This window comes from Lysinibacillus sp. Ag94 (assembly GCF_023242215.1).
In the GTDB taxonomy this organism is placed as follows: Bacteria; Bacillota; Bacilli; order Bacillales_A; family Planococcaceae; genus Lysinibacillus.
In genome coordinates this window covers 2,558,120-2,580,244 of sequence record NZ_CP096780.1, presented here as the reverse complement: position 1 = coordinate 2,580,244, position 22,125 = coordinate 2,558,120, and the positions used below count along the sequence as shown (strand labels likewise).

At 33.8% G+C, this 22,125-nt stretch carries 23 protein-coding genes and 2 pseudogenes; 15 read left to right on the top strand and 10 right to left on the bottom strand.

The genetic code is table 11. The features are described 5' to 3' along the window. Positions 1–52: 52 nt before the first annotated feature. The 5 genes and pseudogenes from MY533_RS11890 (at position 53) to MY533_RS22310 (ending at position 3,865) form a co-directional block, all read left to right on the top strand. Positions 53–457: a BlaI/MecI/CopY family transcriptional regulator gene (locus MY533_RS11890; RefSeq protein WP_371873349.1), complete on the top strand. Its 405-nt coding sequence runs from the start codon at positions 53–55 to the stop codon at positions 455–457. Then, positions 457–1,492 (top strand): annotated as a pseudogene (locus MY533_RS22315) (M56 family metallopeptidase); the annotation flags it as partial. The gene MY533_RS11890 and the pseudogene MY533_RS22315, both read left to right, overlap by 1 nt. A 1,004-nt stretch (positions 1,493–2,496) precedes the next feature. Further along, positions 2,497–2,601 (top strand): annotated as a pseudogene (locus tag MY533_RS11880) (cell filamentation protein Fic); the annotation flags it as partial. 595 nt (positions 2,602–3,196) lie between these two features. Then, complete coding sequence (locus MY533_RS11875; protein ID WP_371873248.1) at positions 3,197–3,631, top strand: DUF3267 domain-containing protein; 435 nt, start codon at positions 3,197–3,199, stop codon at positions 3,629–3,631. Between the two features lie 141 nt (positions 3,632–3,772). After that, the gene (locus MY533_RS22310; protein ID WP_371873247.1) at positions 3,773–3,865 is read left to right on the top strand and encodes an HTH domain-containing protein; all 93 of its coding nucleotides are present in this window, start codon (positions 3,773–3,775) and stop codon (positions 3,863–3,865) included. Positions 3,866–4,490: 625 nt separating this feature from the next. On the opposite strand, the gene MY533_RS11870 is transcribed toward MY533_RS22310, so the two are convergent. After that, positions 4,491–4,940 carry a putative iron-sulfur cluster-binding metallochaperone gene (locus MY533_RS11870; RefSeq protein WP_248716111.1) on the bottom strand — a complete coding sequence of 150 codons (450 nt, stop codon included), beginning with the start codon at positions 4,938–4,940 and terminating at the stop codon, positions 4,491–4,493. Positions 4,941–5,290: 350 nt separating this feature from the next. On the opposite strand from MY533_RS11870, the gene MY533_RS11865 reads away from it, so the two are divergent. Then, positions 5,291–5,464: a hypothetical protein gene (locus MY533_RS11865; RefSeq protein ID WP_185903505.1), complete on the top strand. Its 174-nt coding sequence runs from the start codon at positions 5,291–5,293 to the stop codon at positions 5,462–5,464. Positions 5,465–6,195: 731 nt separating this feature from the next. Here the strand turns inward: MY533_RS11865 and MY533_RS11860 are convergent. Beyond that, positions 6,196–7,122 (bottom strand): DMT family transporter, encoded by a 927-nt coding sequence (locus MY533_RS11860; protein WP_371873246.1) that lies wholly within the window; start codon positions 7,120–7,122, stop codon positions 6,196–6,198. Between the two features lie 208 nt (positions 7,123–7,330). Here MY533_RS11860 and MY533_RS11855 point away from each other — a divergent pair, with 208 nt between their 5' ends. Together MY533_RS11855 and MY533_RS11850 are read left to right on the top strand one after the other, a co-directional pair. Continuing rightward, positions 7,331–7,816, top strand: a complete 486-nt coding sequence (locus tag MY533_RS11855; protein WP_248716110.1) for an Lrp/AsnC family transcriptional regulator — start codon at positions 7,331–7,333, stop codon at positions 7,814–7,816. A gap of 69 nt (positions 7,817–7,885) precedes the next feature. Further along, positions 7,886–8,455: a histidine phosphatase family protein gene (locus tag MY533_RS11850; protein WP_248716109.1), complete on the top strand. Its 570-nt coding sequence runs from the start codon at positions 7,886–7,888 to the stop codon at positions 8,453–8,455. Between the two features lie 371 nt (positions 8,456–8,826). Here MY533_RS11850 and MY533_RS11845 read toward each other — a convergent pair whose 3' ends face one another. The 3 genes from MY533_RS11845 to MY533_RS11835 form a co-directional block, all read right to left on the bottom strand. Next, positions 8,827–9,219, bottom strand: coding sequence for a YkvA family protein (locus tag MY533_RS11845; protein ID WP_248716108.1), 393 nt, complete (start codon positions 9,217–9,219; stop codon positions 8,827–8,829). 195 nt (positions 9,220–9,414) lie between these two features. After that, positions 9,415–9,804: a spore coat protein gene (locus MY533_RS11840; protein ID WP_132360856.1), complete on the bottom strand. Its 390-nt coding sequence runs from the start codon at positions 9,802–9,804 to the stop codon at positions 9,415–9,417. A gap of 213 nt (positions 9,805–10,017) precedes the next feature. After that, a complete protein-coding gene (locus MY533_RS11835) occupies positions 10,018–10,164 on the bottom strand; it encodes a YjcZ family sporulation protein (protein WP_132360854.1) in 147 nt (48 codons plus the stop codon). A gap of 483 nt (positions 10,165–10,647) precedes the next feature. On the opposite strand from MY533_RS11835, the gene MY533_RS11830 reads away from it, so the two are divergent. Continuing rightward, positions 10,648–11,184 carry a helicase gene (locus tag MY533_RS11830; RefSeq protein ID WP_248719199.1) on the top strand — a complete coding sequence of 179 codons (537 nt, stop codon included), beginning with the start codon at positions 10,648–10,650 and terminating at the stop codon, positions 11,182–11,184. Positions 11,185–11,336: 152 nt separating this feature from the next. On the opposite strand, the gene MY533_RS11825 is transcribed toward MY533_RS11830, so the two are convergent. Further along, on the bottom strand, positions 11,337–11,978 hold the full coding sequence (locus MY533_RS11825; RefSeq protein WP_248716107.1) for a GDSL-type esterase/lipase family protein: 642 nt from the start codon (positions 11,976–11,978) through the stop codon (positions 11,337–11,339). A gap of 163 nt (positions 11,979–12,141) precedes the next feature. Beyond that, complete coding sequence (locus tag MY533_RS11820) at positions 12,142–12,909, bottom strand: MerR family transcriptional regulator (protein WP_248716106.1); 768 nt, start codon at positions 12,907–12,909, stop codon at positions 12,142–12,144. A 340-nt stretch (positions 12,910–13,249) separates the two neighbouring features. On the opposite strand from MY533_RS11820, the gene MY533_RS11815 reads away from it, so the two are divergent. Beyond that, the gene (locus tag MY533_RS11815; RefSeq protein ID WP_248716105.1) at positions 13,250–14,641 is read left to right on the top strand and encodes a hypothetical protein; all 1,392 of its coding nucleotides are present in this window, start codon (positions 13,250–13,252) and stop codon (positions 14,639–14,641) included. A 679-nt stretch (positions 14,642–15,320) separates the two neighbouring features. Then, a complete protein-coding gene (locus tag MY533_RS11810) occupies positions 15,321–15,506 on the top strand; it encodes a hypothetical protein (protein ID WP_248716104.1) in 186 nt (61 codons plus the stop codon). A 285-nt stretch (positions 15,507–15,791) separates the two neighbouring features. Here the strand turns inward: MY533_RS11810 and MY533_RS11805 are convergent, their stop codons facing one another. The 3 genes from MY533_RS11805 to MY533_RS11795 all read right to left on the bottom strand — a co-directional run bounded on the left by MY533_RS11805 (position 15,792) and on the right by MY533_RS11795 (position 17,742). Next, complete coding sequence (locus MY533_RS11805) at positions 15,792–16,226, bottom strand: hypothetical protein (RefSeq protein ID WP_248716103.1); 435 nt, start codon at positions 16,224–16,226, stop codon at positions 15,792–15,794. A gap of 603 nt (positions 16,227–16,829) precedes the next feature. After that, positions 16,830–17,162: a hypothetical protein gene (locus MY533_RS11800; RefSeq protein WP_132360844.1), complete on the bottom strand. Its 333-nt coding sequence runs from the start codon at positions 17,160–17,162 to the stop codon at positions 16,830–16,832. Between the two features lie 385 nt (positions 17,163–17,547). Beyond that, a complete protein-coding gene (locus MY533_RS11795) occupies positions 17,548–17,742 on the bottom strand; it encodes a hypothetical protein (RefSeq protein WP_248716102.1) in 195 nt (64 codons plus the stop codon). A 308-nt stretch (positions 17,743–18,050) separates the two neighbouring features. Here MY533_RS11795 and MY533_RS11790 point away from each other — a divergent pair, with 308 nt between their 5' ends. From MY533_RS11790 to MY533_RS11775, 4 genes are all read left to right on the top strand, one after another. Beyond that, complete coding sequence (locus MY533_RS11790) at positions 18,051–18,476, top strand: acyl-CoA thioesterase (protein WP_248716101.1); 426 nt, start codon at positions 18,051–18,053, stop codon at positions 18,474–18,476. A gap of 11 nt (positions 18,477–18,487) precedes the next feature. Beyond that, entirely contained in the window at positions 18,488–18,862 is a 375-nt protein-coding gene (locus tag MY533_RS11785; RefSeq protein WP_248716100.1) for a DUF423 domain-containing protein, read from the top strand. 360 nt (positions 18,863–19,222) lie between these two features. Then, on the top strand, positions 19,223–20,539 hold the full coding sequence (locus MY533_RS11780) for an SPFH domain-containing protein (RefSeq protein ID WP_248716099.1): 1,317 nt from the start codon (positions 19,223–19,225) through the stop codon (positions 20,537–20,539). A 14-nt stretch (positions 20,540–20,553) separates the two neighbouring features. Continuing rightward, positions 20,554–21,657, top strand: a complete 1,104-nt coding sequence (locus MY533_RS11775) for a TFIIB-type zinc ribbon-containing protein (RefSeq protein WP_371873348.1) — start codon at positions 20,554–20,556, stop codon at positions 21,655–21,657. Positions 21,658–22,125: the final 468 nt, after the last annotated feature.

The following is a 22,125-nucleotide window of genomic DNA, read 5'->3' as shown; positions in this document are numbered from 1 at the left end:
ATGTAATATTTGTACATGGATTACATTTGTAATACAAGGAGGTGAGTTTTATATTATGAAAGAATTACCTAAGATATCCGAAGCTGAATTGGAAGTTATGAAAGTTCTTTGGTCAAAATCCCCGCAAACAGCAAATGAAGTAATTAAAGTATTAGAGTCAACAACGGATTGGAAACCGAAGACAATTCGAACACTTATTACTCGATTAGTCCAAAAAGAAGCCATTTCTTACCGTCAAGATACAGGGCGTATATATGCATATTTTCCTTTAGTGTCACAAGATAAGTATCTTCAAGTAGAAACAGAATCATTACTTAAACGTTTCTATGGCGCAGCATTTAAACCTCTACTTGTGAACTTCTTAAAAGAAGAAAAGTTGTCTTCAGAAGATATTAACGAACTTAAACGTATTTTGGATGAGAAGACTGAGGAAAATCAGAGGAAGGAAAGCTATTAATGATGGATATGTTTATAAACGTCTATCTACCTCACTTTTTTAATTGGTTGATAGAAACCTCAATTATGGCAAGTATTCTAGTTGTTCTAATCTTATGTGTAAAACTTTTGTTTAGAAATCAGTTAAATCCACGATGGCAATATCTACTTTGGATGATATTAATTGTAAGACTTTTATTGCCATGGTCTTTTAGTAGTACCTACAGTATCTATTCTATCTTTTCAAACGGTAATGGGACTGCTGTTACAAGTTTTTATTCTTCAAAAGAACATATGAAAGAATCGACAAATATAGACTATTCAAAAGTTGCTAAAGAGGATTCCTTTGTAGCTGGTTCAACCCAAGTAGCTAAGGAAAATAAGAAACAAAGTCGCAATAGTGCAAACCAAAATGATGTGACTTTTTCTTTTTATACAATCCTTATATACATTTGGCTTACTGGGGTTATTATTTTGGGCTTTACTACTATCATTATAAATAGGCGTTTACTCCACTTCATAAAAAAACAGCCTATGATTACAGATCAGAGGATTGTCACAATCTTTGAGAATTGTAAAAAATCTATGTCTGTTCAACAGAAAATCCCACTTTTTTTTGCTGGCAATATTTTAAGTCCAACTGTAGTCGGATTTATTAGGCCAAAGGTGTTATTGTCAGGCGTACACTCGAAAGTATTAAATGAGCAACAGCTACGATACATTTTTCTTCACGAATTAGCCCACATCAAACGAAGAGATGTTGGGATGAATTGGCTTATGTATGGCTTACTCATTCTAAATTGGTTTAATCCTATTCTTTGGTATGCCTACTCATGTATGAGAGAAGATCAGGAATTAGCCTGTGATTCATTAGCTCTTACATATATAAATTCAGAGGAGCAACTTGCATACGGTCATACTATTATTAGCCTTTTAGAACACTACTCAAATTTTTATCAAATACCAAGTTTAGCAAACTTAAGTAGAAATAAAAAAACTTTGAAAAGGAGGATCCTTATGATAAAAAAATTCAAAAACTCTTATCGTTGGTCTGTATTTGGCGTTGCTACTTTAATCGCTGTCTCATCTATATCTTTAGTAAATGCACGTGTAGATAAACCGACTAACGCGATGAATGAACATACGGAATTAAATGAAGAAAAAGGGAAAACAGAGGTGGTCCAATTAAGTGTCAAAAATAGCGAACCAACAAACGGTCCACTTACAGAAGTAGGTCAGTGGCATACTGTACTTAATGGTATTAAAGCTACATTAGTTAATATTAAACAGATAGACAAGACCTATGATATGGGTGCTATTAAATTTACTATTAAATCCATCAAATTTGTACAATGGACAAATTTACCTGAGTTTACTGTAAGAAAATTCAAAGAGAATCATGGGAAAGATCTAAATGATGAATTAAATTTTATTGAAATATATTATAAAGTTGAAAATACAACCGATAAAGATATAGTTTTCTACCCTGCTGATACACTTACAATGAATAATAAAACTCAAATTAAATCGAAGGATTTCTATTTTCCATCATTTGATTCGATAACCCTCAAAAATAAAGTAGTCGATGAGAATTATATTCAAATTCCAAATTTAGAGGTTCCATTTAGTGAAATTAATACGATAAATATTATTACGAGTATTACGAGTGATGTATTGAACAAGGAAAACTCTACAATTTTAAACCCGAGTAAAAATATAAGAATTAATTTATAATATAAATAATATATAGTGAAACAGCTAGCTAAATTGAACTGTCCTCCAATTGACAATACAATGTTTGTGAAGGATTGTACTTAAATGAACGGGGTGCTTTACTTGAAGACCATTGAATTGTTTGGACAACTCCTTTTTCTTAATTTAAAAATTGATTATTTATATAAAAGATTGATCATTATACGTTGGACAATGAGGAGATTTTATTTAAAATACAGTTGAAGAATTAAAAGTTCCATATGAGTTTTAAGAAAATGGCAATCAAATGTTGAAAATAAAAAAGGTTAGAAGAACAACGTTGGACGATTTCTCAACAATCAGCTTGAATTGAATCGTACAGAAGAACGACTTTCAAAGAAGAAAGCCAAAGATTTATACGATTTAGGAAAGAGGAATGAAATAGAAGTAGGCACATTCAAGGGTCTAGTGGAGCCATATTAAACATAAATGATCAAAATTTTTATAAAAAACTCATACTTAGTTAGAAAGATTAACTCCATTTTGATCAATCTTTTGTCAAAATGGAGTTTTAAATAAAAGTTGAAGATAATTTTTCAAACAACCCTATTCTAAAGCTAAACGTCCTCTATCAGATATAGCCCTCAAACTGGCCGCTTCCGACGCATGAATAGCATGAATAGTAATCCAAAGCTTCTCAATATAGTATTCAATAATCAGCTATTTTTTCTTCCTATAAACTCCACAAAAATGTGACAGGTTCTCAAAAAAGAAAGTGTTATTTATTGTTATTCAATTAAATCTTGATAATATTCCTTATTGTTATATTGATATTTTATTTTTAAGTTATTCTTTGTTGATTTGTATCGGATTAATAAAGCATAATTATTAGGTTTTTTTTCACTACCAAATAAACTTCTTCCTACCAATTTGAAATTTTTAACTTCAATTAAATCAGGATTATTAAAATCCTCTGTGATAACTATTTCATCTGTATAGTTAATAATTCTTGTATCTTCATTAATATTTTTATTATCAATGAAAATTTCTTTTATTTTCTAGTATTTCATTGAGAGATTTTGGATTTACTTCTGCTGGATTATCAATAACTATTAACTTAAGCGTTATTTTGGGGATCGTCTGCCTATTAATCATTCACGAACTACTTCATTTGATATTCATTCCTAATTTTATGAAATCAGAAAAAACGGCTGTAGGGCTTACTCTGTTCGGTGGTTTTGTCATGACGGAAGAAGAAATTTCAAAATCAAGATATGTATTTATTACGATTGCACCTTTTATGATACTTTCAATAATTTTCCCTCTAATTTTCAGTGCATTTGGACTTTTAACAACGACATTAAAGTTCCTGATTATACTTAACTCGCTGGGATCGTCAGTTGATTTACTAAATCTTCTTCTTATAATGAAACAGGTACCGAAAAATGCAACTATAAAATGTAATGGATCAAACACTTATTGGAAAAATGCTCAGACTGAATAAAATGGTAAAGATAACGCATAAATGAAAAATAGAATCATTGAAAGAGGATGAAGAAATGAAATCAAACCGCATGTTTAGTATTTTAAATTTATTAGTGAATCATCAAAAAATGATAGCTCAAGAATTGGTTGAAAGCTTGAAGTGTCGAAACGAACTATTTATCGCGATATTGAAGCACTGAATTTAGCGGGAATTCCTATAGTGAGTTATCCAGGTCAAGGTGGGGGATTCTAGCCAACTATAAACTTGATAAAAAGTTTCTCTCTATTGCAAACTATACTAATTGGTTTGTATGAATAGTAAACAGACAGAAAATAATATTAATCAGCTAATTACTAAAATTGGGGAAAAGATGAGTAAACGATACTTAAAAATGCCGATATTGTCATCGGCTTATCATCATGGTTTGCGGATAACAGCTTTCAAGATTATGTACTACACTTTAGAAAAGCAATTAGAAAACAGTTATTAATGGCAATTGAATATCGATAAGTAGAACCATCTAAACAACTAATCAAATACTCATCGTGGTATCTATATGCTTTTTGTTTGGAGAGGAATCAGTTTCGTTTGTTTACGGATGTCTTGTATATAAGTTGACTATAGTGAAGACTGGGCAACTTTTTGGGGATTAGCGGTAGAGGGACGAAGGTAAAAAACATCACATCCTGTGATAACGCCTTCGTGGCCAACATCGTGCTGGCCCGAGACCATGGAGCGAGCATCGCGAGTGAAGCAGCTCATCGGACGCCCCTAGGAAGCTTTGCTCTGTGCGAAAGCGAAGCGTCAGCTACAAAGCAAAAGCACCTAGTTAGAACGGAAATCAATTATACGTTATGATGAAGGGCTATATTTTTCATTAGGCTAGACCTTTTATATATTTCGTAACATTCCCTAAACAACAACTACCTTGAGGGTTATTTACCTCACAGCCACAACGTTGTTCTTTTATATTTGCTCGAATATGTTCTAATGGAGTAGGAGCAAGTTCATTTTCAACATGTTGTTTAATTTTTTCTTTAGTCCAATCAAAACAATAACAAACCGGTGTACTTAATGAATCATTCTTTTGATGTACATCTATCTTAATATCAGATAGAAGATACTCTTTTTTGCTCGTATCAAAATAAACGACATGGCAATCTTTAGTAGCACAAAAATAATGATCATTCATAGCGTTTATAGATCCTAATACAGATGGTTTCATCATTGATTTAATAGTTATTAGTTGTACACTTTTAGCTTTATTTTTACAAGAGGGACAACTAATAATCTTTTCATTTTTAAGGCCACTACAACAATGTTCCATCGTCTTCCACCTCGAATATTTTATTTTCAGCCGTTATAGTTCAATACCCAGCATTCGTACTTAATACACTTTATTCAGAGTATAAACCATGGACAAAGGCAGAGGGGAAAGGAATTCTATTTACCACATAAATTGAAGCATAATCTTGACAAGACAGTGAACACCCGACGAGCTTTTGAATTCTTTTTTGAAAATCATTAACGCTTATTTTACAATGAAATTAATACCAAAAGAAAAAAGAGCATTATTTAGCGTGAACTACATTCTGATTTGTTAGCAGGTCTAACAATTGGGATGCAGTTTAAATTGTCGTCTATGTTTTATAAAATACTTTTAAGGTGATAAATAGTATGTTTTTAGGATTTGAATGGCTCCCTAAAAAATGGGGGAAAAGAAAAGTTTCGGAGCGGTTTCTTCAAGCAAAATTTACTGAAGAAGGTAAAGGGATTACGATTACTACATATGCTATTGATTTATATATAATATCGATTCCTTTAGAAGTGAAAAAATATAATTCACTTTAATTTCTTTTAGCTGGTGTCCAAGCCTCCTCTGAAATAAAGACGGTCGGACTAAGAACGGTTTTCTTCACCCATGAAGTGGAGGAAACCGTTGATACATCCATGTTTATATAGGAAGGTTGTTGCAAAATGGGTCTCTTCATAATAATGCGTTTTGCAAGTTAAGAAATGGTATATATGATTTTATTTAGAAAGTGCATTAGCAGCGTTTTTCTGCAAAATTCCAAAAAACCTTGTATTAACTACGTTCTACGCCTTTATATGAATTTGGAACGTTAAAAATCTGAATTTTGATTATTATATTTTATTTTTAACTTTATCATGAATAGAATTATTACTAAAATCATCAGAAATACACCTAGATTGAGTAGCCCATGTCCTAAGGGATAGTTTATTGCATATTCTTTTTGAAATTCCAATAGCTCTTGACTACTTATAGAATTAATATCTTGTAAAGGGAAAAGGATTATTTGTAATAAAGATCCAATTACTATTAAACAAAATGATAAAAAAATTATGCTAAAAAGTGTTATCTTATTAAAAATAAATCGCATAATGTCACCTCAGTTTTATCTCTATTTTTTAGAATAGACGTTTTTACTCAATAAAGGTTGTTCGATACAAAAAAGCTCCCAAATCAGGTTCGGGAACTTTTTATACTTAACTTTATATTACTTATGACGCGACCCTTATGAGAAATCAGCCTACCTTAAGTGAAGCATTTTACTCTAAGATTAGTTAATGGGTTTTATTGACCTAGATTTGAAGAAGAATTTCTTTAATTGATTCGTTTTTGCTTTAAAATACGAAAATAAAAAGCATCCAATAATAACTATCAATCCCCCAATTCCTTGCGTCCATGAGATGCTCTCTCCTAAAAATAAAAACGCTAGAAGTGCAGTGAAAATGGGATTGAAATTAAGGAAAACACCGGATGTGGTAGCCCCTAACTTTTGAATACCAATGCCCCAAAGTACCATACAAACGACAGTGGAGATAAACCCCGTATATAAAAGTGATAGTATAAAAGAATGATCAACATTAGAAATGGTAAAATCCCTAAGGTTAAACGGCAATAGGATTAGAAGTCCAAATATTCCTGAATACAATGTTGCCATTAGTGGCGAGGTCGTTTTCATTGCCCATTTATTACACACAGAATAAATTCCCCAGACACATACAGCTGCAAGCATCCATAAATCACCCAAATTAAAATGAAAAGACAATAATAGGTTGAAATTTCCCTTTGAGAGGACGAGAAGAACACCGAACAGTGACAGTAGCATTGCAATTGCTTGAAGTACATTAATCTTTTCCTTTAGGAAAACAGTTGAAAAAATCGCAATTGAAATTGTATTTAATGTAGATATGAAGCCAACATTCGTTGACGTCGTTCTTTCTAAGGCTAAAAATTGAAAGATATTGAACAATACCACACCTGTTACACCCATTAACAATAAAGGGAGGAGGGCATCTCGAGAGGGAAGTAATCTTTTTTCTTTCCACCACACCGTTGGAAGAAGCACAGCGACGGCAATGAGCCATCTTAAGCTCGTCAATGTTAACGGAGAGGCATGATCAACAAGAGATTTGGCAACTACAAAATTGCCTCCCCAAAGTAAACTAGTTAAAAGCATTAATAAAACATAGACATTCTTCAAATCACGATCTCTCCTTTGATTTCCGTATGTATAATTGAGATTTTTAGATAAAAGAATAATAACATTTTTATCTTTTTAACTGTATAATATTTTGTATGATGAATGAAAAACAAAATAACATTAAGAATAACTGGATTTTTCAAAAAAAAATTAAAAAAAGTCGCCGAATGAAGCTGGGATTTCGAATATAAAAAAGGGAGAAAAATGCATGAAAGATGTTGAAGGAAAATTATTAGATAGTGTTGATACTCAAATACTGGATATTTTACAGAGAGATGTTCAAATAAGTAATGTGGAGATAGCGAGACGGGTGAATTTGTCCCCACCAGCAACCCATACGAGAATAAAACGTTTAGAAAGTGAAGGATTTATTGACAAACAAGTTGCTATTTTAAATCAAGAGAAACTGGGATTCGATTTACTGTGCTACGTATTCATGAGTACAAATATTCATCAAGCTAAGGAATTAGAAGCTTTGGAAAATGCCTTAAAAACAATGACAGAAATATTAGAATGCCATTGTTTAACTGGAGAGTATGATTATCTTTTAAAGGTTGTTATTAAGGATCGAAAAGAATTAGATTGCTTTATTAGAAAATTAAATAGACTGGGCATATCCCGCATTCAAACGAACTTATCTTTACGAGAAATTAAATATTCAACAGTCTTACCGATATCAGAAGTTGAACGGTAGAAGTTCTGGATTTTTAGCATCGTCATATAAGTGGTTTAGGCAAAAAAAGAAGCAGTACAGGGGGCATTTATGAAAACATTTATATATATGGTACGACACGGTGATTCACCAAAAGACGGAAATGAGAGAACGAGAGAATTAACTGAAAAAGGTAGATTAGACGCTCAAAGAATAACTGATATTCTACTAAAAGAGGGTATCGATACTGTTATCTCAAGTCCGTATAGTCGTTCAATCTTAACTGTTCAGAAAGTAGCTGAACAAATAGCAAAAGAGGTAATTGTGTTTGAAGATCTTAAAGAGCAAATTTTTAGTGCTGGGGACAAGCGGATCTCTGACAAGGAATTATACCCTTTATTAGAAAAGTCGTTTTCTGATCCAATCTATGCTATAGAGGGAGGCGAGTCAAATGCTGCCTGCCAACAACGTGCTATTAAAGTTTTAAAAGAATTATTAAAGACATATCAAGGACAGAAAGTAGTAATCGGCACACATGGGGCTGTTATGACTTTAATGATGGGGTTTTATGATAGTAGATACGATCTGGACTTTTTACTACATACAACAAAGCCGGACATATACAGAATGGAATTCGATGGGCAAGAATTGGTTGAAGTAAAAAGATTGTGGAAGGTTTAAGCAAGGGCACTGACGAACTTATGAATCCTAAAATATTGAGCATTTATAATCAATTTATATGAAAAGGTGTTGGTGTAGATTTACTTTTTAAGTAGTTGTTTAGTTATTTCCAGATGTTTCTAGATTGCGGTATTAACTAAAAGAACTAGGGGGATGGTGTAGGAAGGGAGATAGATAAACGAAACAGCTTAAGCGAAGAACCGAAATTGTCGTATATTACGAAGAAAAACAACGGATAAAGCGGCTGAGCCTCTTAAAGCAAGGATCAAAGATTACGGGTAATTAGAAACCGAAAATTTCCGATGTTGGGCAAATGAATATTTAAAAAGAAAATGTTCAGCAAGGAAGATAAAATCTTGCTGAACATTTCTTTAAATATATTGAATAATAATTTTACTAATCCAAGCAGCAAAGATAACCCAGATAATAATAAAAAGTATCCCAACTAACCAATTCTTTGGTTTTTTAGATAGTTTTAACTTTTCTGCAGCTTCTTTATTGTCCTCTACTATATATGGTGGAATTAGTTTTAAAGCGAAGATAATTCCTAAAGGTACTATTATTAAATCATCAAGATACCCTAGAACAGGAATGAAATCTGGAATTAAATCTATAGGGCTAAAAGCATAAGCAACTACGAGTATTGCCACAAGCTTGGCATACCAAGGTGATCTGGGATCTTTATAGGACAAATAAAGTATAAATAAATTTTGTTGTAGTTTTTTAGCTAAGGCTTTTAATTTTGATATTGAACTATTGTTCATTGATGATCGTCCCTTTTTTACTATGAAGTATAAGTTATCTAAGTAAAAAGGGAAATAAAAATTAATGAACATATGGGAAGAAGTTAAAGGTGGAGCCTTCATTATTTTTAAGGTTTTTCTATAAATTCCCAATGTCAGTCAATATCAAAGTTCTGTTCAATATATAATACTTTATCATCTGACAAGTTAATTTTATTAATTAATGAAATCTTGTGGTACACATTCACGAACACCAGAATTTCTCAATGAGTTAAATAAAGCTGCACCGATTCTTAATAAAACATTGTTATCTGTTCCATTTTCTAAATCATAAATTACGTAGTATGCATTATCAACTGTAAAAATACATTTTCGTTCTAATTTAAATCCAGGTGGTACAGTTGGAAGTTTAATAACTGGTCGAATCACAGGTGTATCCCCTTCATCTCTGATAAAATTGAATGTTTGTTGGTCAATCTCATAAATGTTAACGGGATCAATCTCCACACCTTGATCTGGAATTGTAATTTCATCTTCAACTAATAAGAAAAAGCGTTCGTTTCGAAAATTGAAAAGACTTCTCGCTCCAATTTCAAATGATGCCATTTATATTCACCTCCTTTCTATTCAATATTTTATTCATATCAAATACAGTTGTTTGGACAAAAAGGAAGGTGGAATGAAGAATAGTAATTATTTAATTTTCAATCTTATAATTAGCCATCCTGTTTCTAGACAGAAGTCTATCCGATAGGATGCTTATGAGTAAAGTAACTATAAAAGGGCCACCAGGCGAAGGCGACCCTTAAATCGGAAATTTTAATACTCTCTATTCAAAAAAGTAGCGCCGATAATAATTAGAAGTATAAATAGAACAACAATTAAGGCAAATGAAGAACCACTACCATATCCGCCACCATAGTAGCATCCACTATTTATACCACCAACGTTGCCGTAGTATCCCATATATATCCCTCCTTTCTACAATCTATTATATGTAAGCTGTAGAGACGGAGTGGGGTGTTAAACCATATAGCTATAGGCATTAAAAAATATTTTTTTGTGAGATAAGAAAATAAAAAAGGGTCACTTGGGATAGGAGTGACCCTTAGTAAAACCTTCGGAGGTGTAAGGCTAAATTAGCTTTACCTTACTATTATTATGATGTGATAGTTATGTTTGTATAGTGAATAGCCTGTGACATAGAGATGAAAATAAAAAAACAGTATTGCAAATACAAGCAAAAGATTGTAGAAGTGCAAAAAACGCATTACATACGTGATTGGGATTGTGATGTTGAAGCTTTCCACCAACTAACAGCACAGGTTAGTTAAACAAGGAGATTTATTGGTAATTGTAGAATAATTAAATATAATCTTCTATATTGTATTTTCTAACAGTTACTAAATTTGATAGGAGTGACTACAATTGCGTATTGAAAAAAACGAAATGTACCCACATTGCTCATTTATCACTAGAACGGTGGAAGTTGGCGGCCTTTCTAAATCACAGCTTATTCAGAAATTGAAACAGTACTCTATCTTGATGAATGAGTATGGAGAGAAGTTGTTTACTGCTGATAAATTTACCACCTCTGATAAGAAGTACAGCCTTCAGACGGTTGAACTAACTGTTGGAGACCTTGGCTTTCCTGATGGAGCTAATTCGGATCGAATCTTTAAAAGAGCTGAGGAACTTGGTTTGAAATTGTGTCCGCTTGAGCTAGGACCTTATCTAAGAATGGAGTATTTGGATCAAACTGAAGGTTATTCAGAGGATTCTTTACAGCAACAACAAGCTCCATCTGGCTCTATAACAATAGCATCCGAAAAACTAACTGAAGACGATAATTTTCCGAAAGGTTTTTATCTTAGACGAATTAACGGTGTTTTATGGCTTCGTGGATACCGTGCTGATCATCTACATATTTGGAACCCTAACGATCATTTTATCTTTTGTCAAAAAAACACGACAGAAGAAATGTGAATAAGGTAAATGCGTTGTGATTTGAGGAATTTGTAATTCCATCATTTCCATTTCTGATATGGTTCAAAGGCTGACAATGATTGTCAGCCCCTTGCTAGAAAAATAATAAGTAATAGCTCATAAAATAAAAAGGATTAGATTGTACTCAGCCCTTAGCTATATAACGGGGAATAACCGAGCTTACTTAGAGCTAATGCCATTTGATAGTATCCCCTACTATTAGGATGAATGCCTCCTGATGATAGTAAAGCTTTTTCGTTTCCCTTAAATACATTATAGATATCAGCTACTTTTACATTCAATTCCCGACCAAAACGGTTAATTAATGCATTAAACGCTCGAATACCCTCATCTGCTATAGGAATATCGTTAAATGGATTGTATAAATTCTGTAACCGTAAAATATATTTTTCTTGTTTGTCTTGATGATGAATTTTTTCTACTATTTTTGAGATGTTTTTCCCTGATTGCTTAATAGCATGAGATATACATTCTTCGTTTTTATTTATGAGAAATTCTTTAGCAGCGTTTATTAAATCATTCCCTCCAGCTGTTATCGTGATAATATTTGCACACTTTACAGCTTCCCTCACAATCGGCACATTAAGCATAGCTAAAACATCCTCAGTCGTTGCCCCTGACCTTGCATGTTTTTGATAAGAAATACGCTTTGTTAAACTTTGCTGGCTTAGATATCTATAATATTCAACATATCCAGGGTCTAAAAACGGGACCCCGATACCTACAGTAAGGGAATCGCCTATTGCAAGATAACGTAAATGATTGAAATCCATATTTCACCTCAACTTATTAGTTATGTTCTTATAATATTCAGTAAAAGATGAATGTGGAAACGATGCCTAAACAAAGTAAGTAATCGGGATAAACAGTAAAATGTAATTGAATCGATAAAAGTTGAGGAAAAGCCACGAAAAGAACATGAAATATTTGTGATTTTTATTCCATTTCTCCTTGCTTCATATAAAAATCTAGTGCTTGATTAAACCATTTTTGTTCATCCTCAGTGAAAGGAGAAGTTGTCATATTTTCAAGTTCTTGAATATCCAGTTCTTCCAAATTAGTATTAGCTAACTTTTGCATTAAATCGTCACCTAGAAATGAAAAAATGGAATCTAAATAGTTTTTGACCATCTCTTGTACTTTGAAGTCATCTATAGGTTTACCATATAATTGTTTCATTTCATTAGAAAATTGAATAAATGTTTTATCCAACATAATTTTATCTTCCTCTGATTTGATTGAAAGTTCTTCTGAGAGGTCTGTTAAACGATGTCGTTCCATCCATTCTTCATGTTTATGTTCTACTTTCATATTGTAAATAAGGCTAAATAAAATCGTACTATCTACTTGTCCTTCTTCTTCGAGTAACTTTATTACTCTGTTAATTGCTTGTATGGATTGTTCAATTTTTTCCTTTTCACTTACTAAAGCATTTAAATGAAGTGATAAACTTTCATTCAAATCAACGTTAAAACGCGACTCATTTAACAAAATTGCTATTTTATCTAGACGATACCCTAGAAATTTTAGGCTTATAATTTTTTGTAAAGTAATAATATCTTGAAAATAGTAAGTGCGATGCCCAGAAGAAGGATTCTTTTCGGGTTGTAATAAACCAATTTCATCATAGTAATGCAAAGTAGGTATTGGCAATCCTGTCTTTTCTGAAAATTCACCAATTGAAAACTTTCTATCCTTATTCATCAAAATTCCTCCTATCAAAAGTATAGCTTAATCATACAACCTAAAGTAACTTGAGGTTCAAGGGAAAATTTTAAGAGATTCTTGAATAATTGTTAAAAGTACAAACGGTTTATATGTTACATACGTTTACTTCGTGCATTAAGTAAACAAATGAGAGATAATTGGGGGTAGGAGGTTATGTAAATATTTACCTTACTTGGTATTTGTCATATCCTTTATATAGGGGGGAGACAGACTGACGACCGACCTGCGCTTAGCAGACTAGTTTGCAGCATGACAAACTTGGCCGGCTCATATTTATGTGACTTTAACTAGAAACTATTAAACATGAGGTGAAAAAATGACAGTATTAAATACAGTAAACGAAGCTTTAAAATTCTTTAACGAACAATTTCCAGAAGGTTCTTCTTATAGGGGAGCTGGAGAAGCACAAATTGCACAGGGGCGAATTCTCGAAGGGCGAGCAGTTCCAGGAGTTGGTTTACAACGCATGGGATGGCAAATTCAATTCTTGACAATGCTTTACGACAAAATTGGTCCAAATCATTCAGATTCTTGCCGTGTGATGAGTGCAATTGTTCATAACTTAAATATCTTCTATACAACACCTATTCACACTAAAACGGAGGCCACAATTGAAATTCCGAGTGGTAGTACAGCTTGGGAAGCTGGGGTTGTTGAAATTGATCCAGGTTATCCAATTATGTTAGTAGCATTATCTATGCTTCGTAAATCAACACATGCGTATAATAATTTAGGTTTAAATGGTTCAGAAGATTCTCAAGCGTACTTCAATACAGCACTTACTCGACACTATCAAAAAATATTATATCACTGCCAAAATTCGGGTCACGGAAAAACTCTTATGACTGATCCGGGATCATTTGGTACAACCAGTCCAACTGTTCGTTCATTCACAACAGCTGATGGATCAACTTTTAAAGTGGCTAATGGCGTTGTTAATACTACATATATGATGTTAGGGTCTTTAGCTTACTATCATGACGTTGTACTTAACCATTCTCAAACTGAAGTTGAAAATGATCCTCTTTATACAAATATTTTTAATGCTGGAGTTAATTTGATTAACGCTTTTGGTAACGCTGTTGATTCGGATTGTGTTTCGATTGCAATTGGTGGTGGTGCTAAAGGTACTACATGGGCACAATTACGAGCACCGTATGTTTCATCAGGATATGATTCATATGTAGGTGCATCGCTTGTTTGGTTAGGTCATGGCATTGTTCCAACAAATAATATTTATACACTTACAGAATCGACTCTAGTTACTTCTTCTATACAGCTAAGCAATTATTACAAAAATTATGTGCTTACTAACAGATCAAATGCTCCGATGGCTATGGTCCCATTAACTAATGGCTCACCAGCCACTTTATCTGGATCTACTTTCACAGCTGCAAAAACATTCTTTGGGACTCAGACGCCAACTAGTGACGAGGTTTTAAACCTTACAGGGCTAATTAATGATCATCCGTATTCAACAGGATATTTATATACATTCGCTAATAACGGAGATTCAGATTTTATTAACAAAGTCGATAAAGCGGTACGAGAATCTGGCGAAGGTTTATGGAGAAGTACAGCTGAAATGGGGACAACTTCTTCAATCGTTGCTTATGGTCGACGAGGGGAAGCGGCAGGTCATCGTACATTATCTGGTTTAGCCGGGCTTCTTCAACGTGGTATCCCAACAGTGACAAACGGGCAGTAATATTTAATTAAGTACATTAAACATTCAGTCATGTTCATTTAAGCGTGACTGCTCTTTTGCTCTGGAAAGTGAGTGTCGAGCAGTTTCAATAAGTATAGCTGCAAAATGAAAAATCTGTTAAAAGGGGCTGGGATATAACTAAATTGTTCCTTCATAAAGCCGAAAAATCTCTAAATTAACAAAACACGATAAATGAATATCCGAACTATTCCGAAACACTTCATGAGAGTTTCATTGAATAGCTCCTTATTCTCAAATCACAACATATTCAAATGGTTCAGTAGCTGGGGTTGATTTCAGTGTTTACGATGAGGAAGGCAATGTAATTGAACCACCAATCGATAGTGATACCAATTTAATAACACCTTTATCTGAAGGTACCACTGGTGGACTTGGAGTAACGGTTCAGGATATAGTTGCGCAAAAGGGGTTACAGTGTATGCTGGAACGCTTATACCTTCTGTAGATCTGAGATTTATGGCAGATTTTTGTAGCCATCAAGGAGCTTATGACGAACTCTCTAGAGTTTATTCGGCATCTGGTGAAATAAAAGCGAAGGTAAGACCTAAAGAAGGAGCAAATCAGTGCACAGATTGTATATATTTAAGAGTAGCCAAAGACACTTACTGGGTTGATTCTTCATTTTAATTATCTTAACTAACGAAAGAAGGTTATTTTAGTGGCAATAGAAGGTTTATTTGGTTTAATCATTGAACCACTCTTATGGTCATCAGTTGTTTTTTTTAGCTTACAGACAATTATTGTTACCTTCAACAATGCTGATCCAAAAGCAAAAAAATATGCAATCGTCACTAGTGTCTTAGTGTTTTTATTAGTTATATCAGATGATATTATGAGAATGTAGTAGACAAACCCAAAGAAATTTAAAATTGTCCTCAAACTGAAGAGGCTGGGACAAAACCCATCTTTAAACTAAAAAGCCGGTGAAATTTTACGATCAGTAAAATTTCACCGGCCTCAAGGGCATGAACCAATCTACCGAACAATCAACCGATTCCGTGTCCAGCCAGAAGTAGTAAAAGAGTTGATTGGAAAGTACCAAGAAATGCAGGAAATACTAGATTTATATAGGCAACTACGGAACATAGGCGGGCAAGTGAAGATTTGAAAGAAAATGTGCAGTTTTGAGTTAATTAGTGAATTTAGATAACTTATCAACTTCTTCAGGAGTAATATTTTTAACTTTATAAGAAATAACGGCCTTATTTGAAATAACTTTATACTTTTCTGAAGTTTCACCAGGAGGTATACGAAAAGTGATGTTAATTAGTTTAAATGGTGGATTGTGAGCACCTTCAAAAGAAATAACCCTCAAACTAACATCATAGTAGTCATTTTGTCTATTTCTTTCAATTTTTTCGATTCTTCCATAATCGAATAATTGATTATTACCGTATGAAGACATTGTTTCAAGAATTGGTAGACCTAATTCACGTAAAAATACTAACTCTATAACACTCGGTGGTTGATCTTGTGGGAAATATTCAGTATCTGATTTAGCAAAAGCAAAATTTATGGCTAGGAAACTCATTAAAAGTAACGAGATGATTATTTTTTTCATCATAAAAAAATTCCTTTCTGTATTTGTTTGTTGTTATTTGCAAATACGAGTGATTTTATGTACCTAAATTTGGACTAATCTCAAATTAATTTTACTGAACAATATGATAATCTAACGAAAATAGAGCGATTATAATAGCGCTCTAAAAAATCCAAAAAAATCCCATATCCATCGGAATAGCCTAAATAAAGAATCTAAGTATGGCAATAGAGACAAGTAATAAATGGTAAATCTTAATAGGTAATATTTTTTCGAGTAAGGTTTTATAAATTGCTACACAAACCACCATTAATAGCAGGTAGTAATAATATAGGCGAAATAAAACAAAGTAGTCTTTCAATCTTAAATAGGCAATAAAAAGTGAAGTTGTAAGTACATTGATATTATAGCGTTACTAAAATATTTTACTTCCGAAATTCAGAATTATGTTACATGAAATTAATGTGATATTCAATTTCTGCATAAAAAAGAGCACTCTATTAAAAAAGAATGCAACGTTTCAAGTATACAAAGAACATGTGTAAGAGTTAAAGGAGCTTACTTTCAAGAAAGACCCAAAGAAGAATTTAACAAAAAATTAGTAGAGGGGGTAAAAAGCAAAAGGTGTTAATCTTCCTTTTGCTTAATTTCTAAAAATATTGAGAAACCAATTGCAATAAACATTACTATAGAAAAAATAATGGTAGAAGTGGATTTAAAAGAGAATGATGTAATCAATAAAGCAAGAGAACAAATGATAATGGCTATACGTAATAAAATATTTGTTCTTTTACTAGGTTTGAAAAAGTCTTCTAATACACCAAGTAAAATACAAAATCCTATAAATGCAAGATACTCATATAAAAGTATGGGTTCTAAATGTTCTGGACTGAACCTCATTAACTGAAACAAAGAAATGAGAATAAGAATGTATTTTGTAAATTTAAAAATGCCTGACAAAGTATCACCTCATTTTAATAATAGGTAACTAAATAATGTAAGTCTAGATGAAATTAGGAATAAATTTTTCGGAAGTCACTTCTTTTCAGTAAACCCCAATTAAGTGGGGTACATAGGGTAAAAACGGATACCTTTCTTACCAAATTAATTATTAAAACGAAGATTCTGAATTTTGTAAAAATCAAAAATTTTAATTTTCTCTTGTTCAAAAACAAAAACCCAACAATTCTAACTGGTTCTGTTTTGAAGTACAAAAAGCAAAATCGCAGGTTAAAAGACAATTAATTATTTTATGTACAACTTAGTTTGATATTTCGTGCATCAAAAGTTAACTAAAGCAACCCGTTCGTCAAATATTGTTACCGAACATCAATGTGTGTTTCTCTTATTCTATTACTATACTAAATGAGATATTAAGCTTATCCCAAACCCAAGCCTGAAAAATTCTATCTATTTCTATTTTTAGTGCTTTATCATCCAAATCATCATCAATACCTAATTCTTTAAAAGTAAATGTTTCTGTCACCTCTGTACCTTCATATTTTGTACTACTGAATGAAAAAGTAACTGTCTTATCCATTGTTGGTTCACCCTCCTATTTTAACCCTGCATAAACCGCCTTTTATTACAGTTTACATTATTCCTTCATAATGCACTAAACTACATCGTTGGTTGAATATAGTTCCTTGCCATATAACTTATTACGCCAACTAATTCGTGCGAAAAAAGATTATGTATTCGCATCGTTATAGAACGTTTTATAATGTAACTTTATTTATACGATTTGATATCTTTTTTATAGTGTTTTTTAGAGTTTTGTACTCGAAAACAGAACCCGTTACACCAAATCAATATTTTTACGCTATAATGTAGGACGAGGTGAAGAAAATGTTTGTTAGTGAAAAACAAATCGAAATTCGATATGCTGAGACCGACCAAATGGGCGTGGTGTATCATGCGAACTACATCATTTGGATGGAGATAGGCCGTTCTCAGTTAGTAAATGATGCAGGCTTTGTGTATGCTAAGTTAGAAAAAGACGGTTATGTATCGCCAGTGATGGATTTATCCATTTCTTATAAGGCTGCTATGCATTATGGCCAAGTGGCAACGGTCCGTACATGGGTGGAAAAACACGATCGTTTACGTACAACATATGGCTATGAAATTTTACATGAAGATGGCACGATTGCAGCTACTGCTCAGTCCGTACATATTCTAGCTCAAAAAGATACGTTACGTCCGGTATCCTTAAGTAAAATTGATCCGGCATGGGATGCGAAATACAAAGAAATCGCACGCGAGACGAAATAGGAGAATCGTATATGGAACTTTTATTGGCAATCGGTGCAATTATGGCTTGTCTTGGTGTTGTGCTAGGCGCTTTTGGAGCACATGCACTAAAAGATAAATTTGCGTCACCACGCTATGCTGCCATTTGGGAGACTGCGGTGCAATACCATATGTATCATGCATTAGGCTTACTAGGGCTTGGGATTTTATCGAGTGAAGCCCTTTTAGGCGCTTCAAGTATGCTTTCTTGGGCAGGCTATTTAATGTTGGCAGGTATTGTGTTTTTCTCAGGCAGTTTGTATGTATTAGCAGTTACAGGTGTGAAAAAGCTTGGTGCGATTACCCCAATCGGTGGTTTGTTATTTATCGTTGCCTGGGTGCTTGTAGCTATTTCCGCATTATCTTAAGAAACGCTAAGATTCACTAAAAAAACGATATAGTAATTACAATATGGTAGAGGTAGTTCCTTTGGAGCTATCTCTTTTTATAGAGAAGTTTAAAAAAAATGAAACAAATCATCCTTTTTATGCGTACTACATAATGATTAGATTATTTATCTTTCGGCGAATGTCACTGATTCGGCAAGAAGTTTATTTTGGGTTAGCTTAAAATAAGATAATGGCTAACGGACTGCATCGGTAAAAACGCCACGGCAATACCGAAATGACTGGTCTAAGCACAAAGCCGAATCCGGACGCAACTAAGCTGAGGCATAATTGATATGATAAAATAAGTCTTAAGTATATAAGTTGAAGGTGGGAATAAATATGGGTTTATTAAAAGCAGGAGTTGGGGCATTAGCAGGTGTTCTAGAAGATCAATGGCGTGAATATTTCTATTGTGAGTCGCTGTCAGCGGATGTGCTTGTGGAAAAGGGGCGTAAACGTACTTCTAAAAGAGGGTCAAATAAAGGCAATGACAACATTATTAGTAATGGCTCTATTATTGCTATCAATGAAGGGCAATGTATGATGATTGTCGAGCAAGGGAAAGTAGTAGAGTTCTCTGCGGAGTCTGGTGAGTATGTTTATGATACATCCACAGAGCCGTCGATAATGTATGGCAATGATTTGTCCGAAGGTATAAAAGAAACATTCAAGCAAATTGGCAAACGCTTCACATTTGGCGGAGAACCTGCAAAGGATCAGCGTGTGTATTATTTTAATAAAAAAGAAATCGTAGGTAACAAATATGGGACACCTGCACCGATTCCTTTCCGTGTGATCGACCGTAATATCGGCCTAGATATTGATATTGCTATTCGTTGCCATGGTGAATATTCATATAAAATTGTCGATCCATTATTATTCTATACAAATGTATGTGGAAACGTTGAGCGTGAATTTACAAGAGATGCCATCGATAGCCAATTAAAAACAGAATTGATGACGGCGTTACAGCCGGCTTTCGCACATATTTCAGCAAGCGGGGTACGCTATAGTGAAATTCCTGCACATACGGTTGCTCTAGCAGATGCCCTAAATAAAGTGTTATCAGAGAAGTGGCTAGCAACACGTGGTTTAGCAGTTGTATCATTTGGCATTAGTTCATTAAAAGCATCTGAAGAAGATGAAGCAATGATAAAACAATTACAACGAAATGCAGTAATGCGTGATCCAGGTATGGCTGCAGCTCATTTAACAGGTGCACAGGCGGAAGCAATGATTGCAGCAGCTAATAATGATGGCGGAGCAATGGCAGGATTTATGGGCATGAACATGGCGACACAAGCGGGCGGTGTTAATGCAGGACAGCTTTACCAAATGAATGAACAAAATAAACAGGCAGCTCAACAAGGACAAACAGCGACGAACTCAGCTACATGGAAATGTGCATGTGGTAATGAAAACACGGGTAAATTCTGTTCAAATTGTGGATCACCAAAGCCAGCAGAAGAAGGATGGACTTGTACATGTGGTGCTGTCAACAAAGGCAAATTCTGTAGCGAATGTGGTGCTAAAAAACCTTCAGGAGCATTACAATACGTTTGCGATAAATGTGGTTGGCTACCAGAGGATCCTGCAAACCCACCAAAATTCTGCCCAGAGTGTGGCGATGTGTTTGATGAGAATGATGTTAAGTAAGGAGATGACTAATGATGCCAACGCAAGACGCTGAAAATGCTAAACAAGTAAAGCTTGATTTTGACGCTGAGTGTCCATCATGTAGTGCATCCATTGAATTTAACCCAGCAACTGGAAAGCTAACATGTCCTTATTGTGGCTATGAAACTGAAATTGCAGCCCCAGAGAAGGAAGAGGAAAAAGTTGCCCAGGAAATGGATTTTGCAATGGCTGAAGAACGTGGGAATTTTAACTGGGGTGTTGAGAAAAAAACAGTCATTTGCAAATCCTGTGCGGCAGAAACGATTTATGATGCATTACAGGTAGCTGATAGTTGCCCATACTGTGGCTCTAATCAGGTTATGGAGGCTAGTGCTGAAAATACACTAGCCCCGAACGGAGTATGCGCATTTGAAATAACAGATAAGCAAGCGGGAGAGAACTTCCAAAGTTGGATTAAGGGAAAATGGTTTACACCGAGAGCAGCAAAAGAGAGTGCAAAGCCTGATTCATTTAAAGGGGTATATCTTCCTTATTGGACTTTTGACACGAAAACAAGCTCAAGGTATTCTGCAAGGTACGGTAGACATCGCACAGTTACAGATAAAGATGGAAATACTCGAACTGAAACTGATTGGTATTCTACAAGTGGTTTTTATCAGGAATTTATTGATGATCATTTAATCAGTGCGACAACACGTTATGATCGTAATATGATGAGAAAAATAGAACCCTTTAATTTACTTAATAATAAAGCCTATAAACCAGAATACGTATCAGGATTTTTATCAGAACGCTACAGTATTGGTTTACAGGACGGATGGAGTCAGGCGAAGAGGGAAATTTCTGATCATTTGAATGCACAAATTACGTCAAAAATACGTTGGGAACATAATGCGGATGTAGTATCCAATTTACATTTCTCAACGACTCATGATGATATTACATACAAATATCTAATGTTGCCGATTTGGCTTTCTTCATTCCGTTACAAAGAGAAAATTTATCGATTTATGGTAAATGGACAAACAGGTCGAGTAGGTGGGGATGCTCCAATTTCACCACTTCGTGTAACAATTGCGGTTATCTTATCTTTAATTACAATTGCGATTATTTGGTATTTCTTCATGTCAGAATAGTCATGAGCAGTATTCCTGTAGGATATAATCCATACTTTGGAATACTGCTTTTTACTGGTGTGGGTGAACGGCTGAATAATTTTAGGATAAAAGATGAAAACCTTTAATGATCATAGCTCTCATATTGAATTGTTGCATAAGTTATAAGAAAGGTATTCTGTGCGATTTTTTTATACAGCGATACAGGAAAAATTTTGTGAATGAAATTGAGTGACGCTAAATAACAATAAGCTTACTCCAGCAACCTATTAGGCGAGAAAGTCGTTTTAGTGATGAATTGTCAGAAAAAAATAAATCAGTTAGGTGGAAGTTTGTTAAGTTTCAGAACTGATTTTTTCCATAAAATAACGCCATGTGAAGTTGCCAATTTACTTTAAACAAATTATTATACAGTCAGAGAGCTTTTTTCATGTAATAAGCTGTGAATGCAATGTTATTCTTGGATAACATCATGTATGGAGGTTTCGA